The following is a 904-nucleotide window of genomic DNA, read 5'->3' as shown; positions in this document are numbered from 1 at the left end:
CGCCCAGCCGGACACCCCCCGCCCGCAACACTGATCCGGCCACCCATTTCCGCACACCGGCCCGGGGCGGCGGTACCCTTCTCGCGCGATACCACGCGCCCGTAGCTCAGCGGATAGAGCAGGGGACTTCTAATCCCAAGGCCGCAGGTTCGAATCCTGCCGGGCGCACCCTCAGGCAGCAGGGTTGACCTGCGGCTTCTTGCTGTTCGTGCGAGCTTTCTTAGCGCCGTCCTTCGATGACTTAGCCCCACGTGAGCCCGAGGTGAGCCCGACGGTGCGCTTGTTGCCCGGACGAGACACCAGACGCGCCGTGGCCTCGGCCGCCTCCAACGCCAACTCGGGCAGGACAGCTTGGGGAAACACCCGATGCCCGGCCGTGGTGGGCCGGACATCGGGCAGGTCGGCCCGGTCAGTCGAGCGGCTCGGAGCCCTTCACGACGAAGGTCCAGTGGCCGGGCTCGAAGTCGGGGGTGACGTCGAACGACGCGACGTCGCCGACGCCCTGGTAGAGGTACTCGGCGTGCTTGCTGCCGATGTAGTAGCCGTCGGCGGCCGGCGTGATCACGAACAACTGCTCGGACTTCTCGATGTCGCACGGCTTCAGCCGGAGACTGCCGAACGGGTCGAGGGCCTGTTCCAGGCACAGATTCTTGGGGCCGGCCAGGCTGAACTGATAGTCGTTGGTCTTGTCGTCGGTGTGGATCAGGTGGAACTGGAGCGCCGCGCCGTTCTTCGAGGCGCTCAGGTAGCCCTTGCCCAGGTCGGTGATCGAGGCGCCGGAGCCCGCGGCCGTCACCGTGACCAGGGACTGCGCCTCCGGCAGCTTCGGCTTCTTGCCGGCCGGCGTGCTCCGCGGGGTGCTCTTGACGACCGGCTCCACGCGCTTAGGGGCGGCGGCGGGGGC

At 68.6% G+C, this 904-nt stretch carries 1 protein-coding gene and 1 tRNA gene; one reads left to right on the top strand and one right to left on the bottom strand.

Annotated features, from left to right (window positions below):
* Positions 1 to 95 precede the first annotated feature (95 nt).
* Positions 96 to 168: transfer RNA gene (locus C1I93_RS30740), tRNA-Arg, on the top strand.
* Positions 169 to 409: 241 nt separating this feature from the next.
* On the opposite strand, the gene C1I93_RS30735 is transcribed toward C1I93_RS30740, so the two are convergent.
* Positions 410 to 904, bottom strand: a 495-nt coding sequence (locus tag C1I93_RS30735; protein ID WP_220039621.1) for a hypothetical protein, incomplete at its 5' end; no start/stop codon positions are given.

The organism is Micromonospora endophytica, from assembly GCF_003236305.1.
Taxonomy (GTDB): Bacteria; Actinomycetota; Actinomycetes; order Mycobacteriales; family Micromonosporaceae; genus Micromonospora; species Micromonospora endophytica.
The sequence above is the reverse complement of the archived record's forward strand: the minus strand, read 5'-3'. Positions and strand labels throughout refer to the sequence as shown.